Source organism: Pseudomonas sp. FYR_5 (assembly GCF_043106315.1).
Classification (GTDB): domain Bacteria; phylum Pseudomonadota; class Gammaproteobacteria; order Pseudomonadales; family Pseudomonadaceae; genus Aquipseudomonas; species Aquipseudomonas putida_Y.
Genome location: NZ_JBICMK010000018.1, coordinates 81,455 through 92,190, shown reverse-complemented (window position 1 = coordinate 92,190; position 10,736 = coordinate 81,455). Strand labels below are relative to the sequence as shown.

Here is a 10,736-nt window from a genome sequence, read left to right as displayed (position 1 = left end):
AATGAACACTATAGATTGTAGTCCTAAAGGGCGCGAGAGGGCTTTATCACTCATTTTGCGAGATGAGCAAAATGGAGCTGAGGAAGGCCTTTGGCCAGGCTTTGAAACACATCCGAACCAGCCGCGGCCGGACGCAGGAGGATTTCTCCGAGGTGAGCAGCAGAACCTACCTGAGCACCTTGGAGAGAGGACTAAAAAGTCCAACGCTGGACAAGCTCGACGAGATCGCGAGAGAACTGGATATCCATCCAGTATCCTTACTGCTTCATACCTATGCTCTCCATCGCCCTGATCAGAGCATTGATCAGATTCTTTGCCGCGTTCGCAAGGAGCTTTCAGAGCTTTCGTGAGCCCAGCGCTGGATGCAGTCAACAGCTGTTGTAGAACCGCAGCTGTCCGCGTCGACCAGGAGCAGAGCACACGGTAACCGAGACCCAGTAATGCGGGACGCCGATTGTAGACGCTATCCGTGATACCGCCCCCGACGTTTACATAGTCACACCCGTTGGCCAGAAATGATTCATGGTTACCGGCGTTTCAGAACTGATCGAGCCCTCGAACCAGACCCACCGCGCTCGGCCCTTCACACACGATGACTTGCTTCGTCAGAAAGGCCTCAGGGCCAGCTCGCAGGGTGCTCTGGACGTCGTCACTGGTGCCAGCAACCAATATCAGGTGTCGGCCGGCAACTTTGCGCACGACATACAGCTGGTCTCCCGAGAGTTCGCGCAGGGCGACTGGGGAATGCGTGGTGATGAAAACCTGCAGAGGTTGCTTTGTATCCTTGGCGCCCATGGAGTCTAGGAATCGCAACAGGCGGTGAGGCTCAAGGCCGTACTCAATCTCACCCAGCAAGGCTATGGTCGCAGCGCCGGCGGCCATGCGCTGAAGACCCGCAACCAGCAAGCGTGACGAACCCGTGCCAAGAGATCGAAGCGTGATGCCTACACTGTCATGCAGCGCAATGGCGCCATCACCGATTGAAACCGCATGGGCATCCAGCAGAGTCTTCATGGCCTCTACGCCATGATCATGACGGGGTCGTCGGGTATGATCATGGCGTCAAGTTTTCGCTTTAAAGCAGTTAGTTGTCAGATGGCCTTATAGATGCCCTGAAAGCCTAGGCGCGATTAGAAAAATCAGTGAGGTTCTACAAGGGTGAAACGTTACACCACCATTACGGCGAGTTAATCGTTGCAGGCCGACTCCAGGGACAGGGTGTAAAGGCCAGCAAACACCGTAAAGAACTCGCGAATACGGGCCCGACGAACTGACCGCGCCATGGCTAGTCGGAAAGCCCACCATGTAGTAGCTTTAAGCTATCACGGTAGGTATACATTGTGCCATGTGTATCGCCCTCGCTTGCGCTCTCAACCTGCTGAGCCCCTTGGGATGCGTGTGCCGAAGCTGGGCAGGTAAGCCATCAATTTCATCCGATATGGATATCAAATGCCAAATTTGATTTTCGCTGTAGACGTTAACCGCTCTTTGATTGATCAGTTCTCCTCCGATGGTCTCGGGTTCCCTGACCAAACGATGTTGGATCCCGAGACCGGTGAGCCTGATTCGTCTGTGCTTGAGCATATGATTGGTATGACCCGTGCAGTCCGCCGGCGGGAACAGGCGAATGTGAAGCCTGGCTATCGAGTGATGGACTTCCAGAAGACGTCTATCGGGCGCTTGAAGCTGCTGCTCAAGGACATGTACAACGCTCAGCAGCGCTTGCTAAAGAAATCGAAGAGCATTGAGGGTTTCCGAAGCTGGGAAAGGCTGATCTTCAACAAAATCGATGAGACATGGCCCGATCCGAAGGGGCCAGTTGTTGATCGGTTCAACAGCCTGTCCCAAGAAGATCGGGAAGCCCTGGAAGGCATGCTTGAATCGCGCCTCACGTGGGTTGATAGCGCCAAAAAGTGGGACGCAGCTCTGCGTGAGTTTGTTCAAGGCCGCTCGTATATCAAGCAGTTCGGTGGTCTGGTCGGGCTGCTGCTTGACCAACTGGCGAACTGGAATGCCTTCAGCGAAGAGGAGCGAAGCGCACTTGCCGACGGTGCCTACGCGGTTGCGACGCCGTTCGGAAACGACTTGCTGGGCATCTTCATCACTCTTCAGCCCGAGTTGATGGAGCACTACTCAACGCTGCTCAAAGATGAAGCGAGAGCAAGGCAGATCGGCAAACAACATTTGCTGGATGAAGCGGAGGACGATCAGGCTATCGGCCCCCCCGAGGTTGACGCCCCGTTGAGTCTGTTTGGACTGTACAGCGAATTGTTCCAGCTGGCTCAGCAGGCGAAGACGGACTCAGGAAATCTCCACTACGCAGAGCAAATCGAGGCGCTCATCACCGCCAATCTTCCCCGCCTCAAGCACGAGTATGCGCTGAGCGAAGACGCGGTTCGTAGGATTCTCGCGGAATGCATTGATGTTTTGATCAGTATCGGCAGTGATCTCTCACTGCAGTATTTCCAAGACGAATCGTTCCTGAACGCCTTCAGAATGGCTTGGCTGGAATACTTCAACGAGCGGCTTCAGGGAGAGGTCGCTGATAGCTTCCTGGTCGACTTGACCGAGGAGCGAGAAACAGAATCGACCGGCATCAAGACCCGTCTGCAAGAGGCAGAAGCGGTTACTGCCCAAATCGAGAGCGACCTTTCAAATTTCAATGAAAAGCTCAAGGTGGCTAACTTTCGCGAAAAAAGTGAGCTGCGCAGCAATATTGCCGAAGCAGAAGAGTCTCGGGTCAAGATCAACAGGCAACTTCAGGAGGTTGAACAGGAAGGCTGCGACCTGCTGCTGCCACCAGGTTATCGTCTTGAAACACTGGATGTAGACGCCCGTGATGTCTTGCTCACACCGGGGATTTATCACCCGTCGGCCAAGGCAGCGATTGAGTCCTGGTCGAGTCAACAGCCCATCGCAGCGGCTATTGCTGAGCAATCTCGTCTAATCGGGATTGAGCCTGAGCAGCAACCTTACGAAGCCTTGACTTCGCCTACTTCTACGGAATGCACGCCAGATGTTGAGGCGATGCTCGACTTGCGACTCGGCGAGGCTGCACCGGAGGTAGAGGCGAAGTCGGTAATCGAGCCAGAACCAGAACCGATCTGTGACGGCGGTGATGAAGGCACTCAGCAGCCCGTCCCAATTCAACCAGCTCAAGTTGAAGCTGATGATGACCACACCTCTGAACCGGAAGTTGATACTGAATCACTTGCTGAGCCTGACGAACCTGTCTCGCCTGATCTGGCGGAAGATGAGGTAAATGTCTCGCGGTTTTTCAATAAGCCAACGGAAGCCATAGACCGACTAGAACATTGTCAGCAAACGATGGATGTTCTACCCGCGATCGCCGTTGAGAACATCGCGTTACTCTGGCTCAAGCGTGGTCACCTGCCGCTGGCTAGCAAGACATTGGAAATCGCAGGGCGAATGGGGCTTGCTGGTGACCTGCTGTCGCTGCCGCTCGTGCAAGCGGCTTATCATGGAATGCACGTCTGGCGAGGAGACTCGGCAACCGTCACTCGGGTTCAGCAGCAGCTGCACCAGCTGTCTTCAGAAATCATTGAGAGCTGGAGCTATCGGCGCCCTGGAGGCCGCGTAGTTCCCTACTTGGTCCTCGCCGCTACCCTGCAGCCCACGCTGTTCTGCGGGATGATGACTAATGCCTCGCGCTTGCTCGCCTCCGTTTCCGGTAGCTTTGATGGGCCTGTCGCCAAGCTGATTGATGAGGTCGTTAGCTTCTCCAGTCACAATATCCGCTTGGACGTCGACACCCTGCGGGAGCAGCCTGCCAGCAACGACAAGGACGTGCGTGAGAGGCTCGCTGCGCGCCTGGTTGAGTGGCAAGACCGCATCCAAAACAAACAGACAGGCTGGGCACCTGCTCGTAAAGCGATGAAAGAATGCCTGGCGCGTGACGATTTTGAGTCGACCTATCAAAGTATCGTCAGAGACGATGCATCGCGGCTGGATGAGGTGCGAGCTTTTGCTGACATATACCGCGACAAGGATGAGCAGTCGCGCCTAATGACGGCTGAAATCCATAGGATGATGAACGAAAGCACTGCCGCACCTCAGATCGAAGGCAATGCTCGAAACTGGTTCCTGCGTTCAATCGATGAGATCGTCAACGTCGCTGACCTGTGGGTCGAAAACCACAGCTTACTTGGACAACGCACCAGCGAAGTCACCAAATTCGCACCTCGCTTGCTCACTATGCTCACGGCAGCTTCAGCTCATTTGGAACAACGATTCCAGAGCACCGAAGACCCAGAGCACCAGGCCGGTTTGCTGCTCGCCATTACAGTGCTCCAACGCATCAGCAGAGTTGGAGAACGCCATGAGGAGATCATCTGGGAGGTCTCGCGAATCAATGGCTGGCTACAGTGGCCTACAGAGTGGCTGTCCACCAGCACTGACGACGACGCCCGTGTCCAACTAACGACGCTCATGGAGTTACTCGACCAGGGCTTGAATGAACTGGCGCTCGCCGACGAGGCGCTGAAACGCAAGAACTTCCGGCACGCCCTTCTTCTGACGCTCAACCACCAAGATGGTAATAAGGGTTCGAAGGCGGACAGCATTGAGGCGATCAAGCGCTTGTTCCTCGAAGAGGTTCATCGTTGCAACATACGAAGCGATCAGATGCGGGGGCTGCTGGACAACGCCAACATTGCATCCTTGATTGATGACGAACGCCACTACCAATTGTGCGGCGAATTGGAGCATCTGCAGGATCAGCTCAAAAGCCTGCGAGCGTTAGACGACCTCAGCGAAATTCACAGTAGCCTGGACGACCTCGAATCCGGCGTAGTGAATAAATTCACGGCCAAAAAAGAGCAGCTTGAAGCTGCATTGGAGGCCTTGGTTAACCAGGCTCTGGTTGACCGCGGCGTGGACTGGGTTCCCGCTACATGGCTGGAGCAGATCCGAGCGGCGCTCAATACTCACGATACGACCGTAGCGGAGGAGATGCTTGAGCATCTCAAGCACTCCTTGGACAAAGGAGAGCCGCTGCAGAGTGATACCGAGTCTGGAACAGAACTCCTCAAGCGCTTCCTCACGCTTGAGCCCCAGCTCCATAAGCTGTTGAGTGGGAATCACAATCCCCGAGAGGTTGTCCGTCAGCTTTCCGGAGCTACCGTAGAGGGTTTGTCTCTGGACAGCTTACCCAACCACTTCAAGCTAGCCCTTGAAGGTTTGATCGACTTGCGTCGCCGGGTCAAGACACTGGATAAAGCGGCCTACGACGAATTGGTGCACGTCCTAACCGCGCTGGGTTTAGAGGCTGTCAATCCAGTTTTCAGCAATGCTGTTGCTCAACGGGCAGGCTTTTCTGCACGCAGCCGCATCGCGCAACTTACCCTGAACGTGAAGCGCCACGACACGGGCCGCGGCATTGTGTTCTTCAGCGAACGATCCGATGAACAGCCCATCAACGTATTGCTTGGGAATGGCGAGTGGACGATGTCGGAACTTAAAGCACTGCTCACCGAGCAGACCCAGTTCCTTCACGACCGCACAGTGTTTATCTCAGCCAAAGAGCTGTCGAACGACGAGCGTAATGAGCTGGCCAAGTTCACCAAGCAGACGAAGCATGTGCTGCTGCATGTCGATCCTGTCTTGTTGACCATACTCGCAGGACTTGGCGTATCGGATCACCAGCGACTCAAGACGTTCCTGCAACTGAGCTTGCCCTGGACGTTCAGCAATCCGTACACCGGCAACCAGATGCAGCCAGCACCGCCCGAAATGCGGTACGGACGCCAGAATGACATCAAATCATTGACCACTATGCGCAACGGCGCAGCCATGATCTTTGGTGGTCGTCAGCTGGGTAAAACGACGTTGCTCAATGAGACGCAACGCCGCTTCAACAACCCTGATCAGCGTCATCATGCGTACCTCTATCAAATCGACGGCGATCTGGATCGGGCAAACCTGTCTGGCAATGAGCTGGACAAGCATCGTTATCGTGTTTGGCAGCTGATCTACCAATCTGCAGTTAGCAGCGGACTAGTGAAGAACTCCCACCCTTCCGATGCTGACGGCATGGTGGATGAACTGAGAGCGTACTTCTCCAGGGACAACGCCGACGCGCTCATGGTATGCCTCGATGAGATAGACCTGACTCTAGGGCTTGATGCGGCGAATGGCTTCCGCATTTTCCGGGAGCTCAGTGGCTTGGTAAACAATAGCAATGGCCGGTTCAAGATTGTCATTGCGGGGCTTGAAAACGTTCGTCGTTTCGCTGATGCGCCAAACTACCCCCTGCACCAACTGGGCAGTGCAATCCAGGTCTCGATCATGAGCCCGGCTGAGGCCCTGCAGCTCATTCGCGAACCGTTGGGCCATCTGGGTTATGAATTCGAGTCGCCTTTGCTGGTAAACCGAATTTTGGTGGAAACGAACCGCCACCCTGGCCTGATCCACATCTACTGCCATGAGCTGATCAAGACATTGAACGCTCGACATAACCGCCGGGTGGGCTCAGTCTCCATCAGCGCTGATGACGTTGAGCAGATCCGCAAGGATCCGGGCATTCGACAACTGATCTGCGACCGCTTCGACATTACGCTGAACCTGGATCTTCGCTACAAGCTGATCGCTTACAGCCTGATTTCTCAGAGCACCAACAGCTACTCAGCCAGCCGGGCGAAAGTGGTGGTACAGGAATGGGCACCGCATATCTTCGGGCCGATGACGGACGCACAGTTCGAAGCGTTCCTGGATGAGCTGTGTGGCCTTGGCGTACTCCAGTACATGCGACGCACCGAAGGTGGTAAGGAATACGCGCTGCGCAATGCCAATATTCTAAATCTCGTGGGTGGCCAGAAGGACATCGAGGATAAGTTGCTCGCCGCGGTGGACGCGATCAACGAGAACGACCCGTTGTCAGCACACGCATTCCCACTCAGCGCGACACGCCCTTCACCACTCACGCTGCGTGATGAGAAGCTGCTCATCAGTGAGGAGATTGGAGAGAAGCCTGCGCTGGGTGCCATTGAAGCGCGCTCCTCCAATTATTCTGTTGGCATCATCACGGGGTCTGAAGCACTGGGGCTCGACCCTCAGTGGATGGTCGAATCACTCCTGGCCATAGGCGAGGAGGAACCTCCGCTGAGCAGCAACCAGAAACCTGGACGCTACTCTCCGCTTCATCGACGTGATACCGAGCTCGGCTCGGCCAGTGAGTTCAAGAAACTCCTCGTAGACGTGATCCTAGAAGTTCAATCGCTGCGCAAAAACATCATGCTCTTCGTGGAGATCACAGGTACGCAACCCGTCAGTACGATGCTGGATCTGCTCGACATTGCTCACGAAGCGCGACTTAACACCAACGTCAAACGCCATCGCGTTCGCGTCATCTTCCTCATGTCGCCCCGCGCGCTGTGGCAGTGGGAGTCGAACCCACAGCTCACACAAGCTCGCGAAACGATGCAGCCCTTTATCGCCCTGGATATCTGGAAACGGACGGCGCTGGTTCACCTTCTGAACAAGCTCAACCTTGAGAATACGTCGACGTCCACCGACATCTTGGAAAATCACAGTCAAGGCTGGTACTTCTCCTTGGATAGGCTGCTCGCGGCGAAGACTAAGAAAAACGACGTGATGAAGGTAGATGGCTTCGGCCCAGCCTACACCCCCTTGCTTCAAGCCAAAGCCAAGAGCATGGAAGAGTTTCTCGGCAAGACAGGCCTGACCGCAGTTAACTGGGCACGCCCGGTGTTGAGCGCACTCTGTGGGCAAGAGCGTTTCGATGAAGAAGACTTTGCGATTAGCCTCTTGTGCCACCATGCGGACATTGACCCGCAGCAAGCCCTGCAGTGGCTGACCCGCTTGCGGCTCGTCATTCCTTGCCCAGGTGGGATGAAGCAAAACATCTATCGGCTACCTGAAAGCATCAAGGCGGCCCTGCTGATCAAGGCCCCCCAAGAAGCCAAGGCCTAATCATGACCCAGCATACAACTACTACATCTGGGTGGGTGCGGGCCATGCAGGGCGCTTGGGGCGCGGTACCAGCCAGCGAGCTGCTCCAGCCCGGCGCCGATGCCTGGTCACCACTCAAGTTATCGCCACCCGACGCAGCAGAATCGGCAAGTTTTGCGCTGGCGGGCCGCGCCCTGAAATACGGGAAGTCCGTGGCGATTGCACTGCCTTTGATGGGCGGTGAAGGACTCACGCGACTGATGGTGTACCTGCATCGCATCCGCTGGGATGCCTTGCAGGGTGGCATCCGCTCGCCCTGGCTCAATCCTGGCAACATGGAGACCTGCCCCGACATCGTGTTCATCTCCAGGCCTCGCGCCGGGTTCAATGATTTGTCGCGCGTCCCCGCTCTACGTGCCCGGGTGCTCCGGGCTTCCGACCAGAAGCGCAACATGAAATCCGCTTCAGAAACCTTGGTGGTTGATGGCTCGCTGGATGTGATGGAGCTGGTTGAGATGATCGGCAGAGCAAGCAAACCTTTCGTTCTTGTCGTCGACGGGACACGGGGGGGTAATGACAACGCTGCTGCCTTGGACAGCGCTCTGTCCGAGAGCTTCCCTGAGGTTCCTCGGATCACTCTGCTTTCACTGGGTGATAGTGAATCCTTGGACAAGATCCGATCCAATGGAACACTCAGCCATCTGTGGCTGATGCGGCTGGGTGACAAATCCTCACTCGCCCGAGATGCCAAGGCTGATACCCAGTTTCAGCTATTGGTCACTGAGGATCGTAGAGCCAATCATGAACTGGCACAGTTGGCAGATCGGTTTTTTGCCTTGCGACGAGATCTTGATCGTAAGGACGTCGTGTTCAAGGAGCGCCTGGCCATCATCGGAAAGGTGTTTCGAAGTCTGAATGAGCTTCCGGTGCCCTTGCCGTTTCTGGAAAGCTCGCTTCAGTCAGCGACCCGTCCAGGCCTCTATCCCGTTCGGTGCTTGGAGCGATGGCTTCAAATCGCCGGCAACGGCAGTTGCTTGTACGGTGAGTCGGATGTTGCTTCGCGCAATTTGATCAAGCAGCTCACCAATGTCCATGAGCTTTTCTCACAATCGGTCACGGGCAAAGCTGGATGGCTTCTGAAACATCTGAGGGCTTCCTTTAGCACGAAGCAGAACACCTTAGTTCTGTGTGGCAACCCGCATGAGGTTGCTGCGCTGGAAAGTTGGTTCGACAACGAGCTGGACGAAGGATGGAACGCGACCGTTCACATCACGGCGATGGACGGGGTGAAGGCTTATCGACAGTTTCGAGGTGCGGTAGACGAAGTCATCATCACCGGCATGCTGTGGCCGAGCCGCCAGCACTGGTTAGCGACGCCCTGCCGCCGAGTGGTCGTTCCTGCATACGATTACGAGAAGCCCTTTGTAGAACGAATGCTTCATCAATGGTGGTCAAAGCATGGAGTGCAGAGCTGTCCTGACGGTGACAAGCTTGCGCAATGGCAGCTCGCCTGGACTGATCGCAGGTACGAGGATTCTGTAACACAGACGCAAACGCTGGTTTTGGAAGCGGTCAACGTCGCTGACTGCTGCACCTATCCGGCCAAGGAGCGTCAGGTTTCCATTCCGCTTGCGATGGAATTCGATCATTGGCTGGAATTGCTGATGGAAGAGCCAGTGGAGCCTTCCACACCGTTGCACTGCGGCGACCCGCTACTGCCTGACTTGATTTGGGTGACCCTTGAAGGTACGCAGTCCGAGATTCCTTGGAGTAAAAACCGCCCCGTGCTTGTGCTGCGCGATGACGAAATTCACCCAACAGTTGCTGAGGAATTGACCGAAGGCGACCAGATCATCCTGCTGCGACATAACGATGAGCGTATAGCCACACAGGAGAAACTCTTCGATATGGTGGCGCTTTCCGAAGGCATGCAGCAGTTCCTGCGCGCAGCTGGGCGCTGGAAAACCATGGTCGACAGCGTCGCAACACGGCTGACGGTAAAGCAAGTGCAAGCGCAGCTTCGCAAGGAAAAAGTAGAGGTGTGTGACGCGACAGTTGGTAACTGGTACCGGCACAAGGTTTATGGGCCACGTGACCGAGCGGCAGTTGCAGTTTTCGCACGTCTTTCCGGTGCCAAAAACCCGGAGAGATCCGCTCTACTCATTGCCAATGCCATCGAACAAGTTCGAATCGCACATCAGCAGATTGGCAAGCAGCTTCGTAAAGCGATCCTGGAGCGCGGCAAGGGCGCAACCACCATTGAAATTGGGGAGTTGACTCTCGATGCCAAAACTTTCGACGACATGATCGAGATTGGCGTGGTGACGTCAATCAGGGTTACGGCCACTCATGTGATGGTTGAGAAAGAGGACGGACTCGTTGACATCGCGAATGAGGTTATTGGCGCTCACCCAGGGCGTATCTGCCTGACCAATCCTGCCATCAAGTCGTTGCGCGATTCGGTTTATCGTGATCATAGGAAATTCCGCTCTTGCCTCAAGCTCATGGCCACGAGGCTCTACGAGCACTACAACGACAAAGCTGAACGCTTGCATGACGTACTTAAGCATTTCAAGCAGGAGAGCATTGAGTTTGGGCCGAAGATGTCTCCCGTCACCATGGGGATGTATGCGGATAAACGCCAGTACAAAGGAAAACCTGCGGACATGAACAGACATTTCTGTCTTGGTCGGGCCCGAGATCCGTCACGCACATTGCGTATTCATTTCGATTGGGATGCCGAGGAAAAGCTGCTCGTCATCCACCACGCTGGCAAACACCTGGAAACTACACAATCCTAAGGACGA

Annotated in this window: 4 protein-coding genes; 3 read left to right on the top strand and 1 reads right to left on the bottom strand. The window is 55.3% G+C overall.

The window, feature by feature from the left end; all coding sequences use genetic code 11:
* Positions 1 to 62: 62 nt before the first annotated feature.
* Positions 63 to 350: a helix-turn-helix domain-containing protein gene (locus ACF8RA_RS01920; RefSeq protein WP_392518727.1), complete on the top strand. Its 288-nt coding sequence runs from the start codon at positions 63 to 65 to the stop codon at positions 348 to 350.
* A 187-nt stretch (positions 351 to 537) separates the two neighbouring features.
* On the opposite strand, the gene ACF8RA_RS01915 is transcribed toward ACF8RA_RS01920, so the two are convergent.
* Positions 538 to 1,014 carry an ATP-dependent endonuclease gene (locus ACF8RA_RS01915; protein WP_392518726.1) on the bottom strand — a complete coding sequence of 159 codons (477 nt, stop codon included), beginning with the start codon at positions 1,012 to 1,014 and terminating at the stop codon, positions 538 to 540.
* 666 nt (positions 1,015 to 1,680) lie between these two features.
* Between ACF8RA_RS01915 and ACF8RA_RS01910 the strand changes: the two genes are divergently transcribed.
* Together ACF8RA_RS01910 and ACF8RA_RS01905 are read left to right on the top strand one after the other, a co-directional pair.
* Positions 1,681 to 7,950, top strand: coding sequence for a hypothetical protein (locus ACF8RA_RS01910; protein WP_392518728.1), 6,270 nt, complete (start codon positions 1,681 to 1,683; stop codon positions 7,948 to 7,950).
* 2 nt (positions 7,951 to 7,952) lie between these two features.
* A complete protein-coding gene (locus tag ACF8RA_RS01905; protein WP_392518725.1) occupies positions 7,953 to 10,730 on the top strand; it encodes a hypothetical protein in 2,778 nt (925 codons plus the stop codon).
* Positions 10,731 to 10,736 lie beyond the last annotated feature (6 nt).

Coding starts and splice junctions, on each gene's coding strand:
- ACF8RA_RS01920 (WP_392518727.1), top strand. CDS start 63: ATGAGCAAAATGGAGCTGAGGAAGGCCTTTGGCCAGGCTTTGAAACAC.
- ACF8RA_RS01915 (WP_392518726.1), bottom strand. CDS start 1,014: ATGAAGACTCTGCTGGATGCCCATGCGGTTTCAATCGGTGATGGCGCC.
- ACF8RA_RS01905 (WP_392518725.1), top strand. CDS start 7,953: ATGACCCAGCATACAACTACTACATCTGGGTGGGTGCGGGCCATGCAG.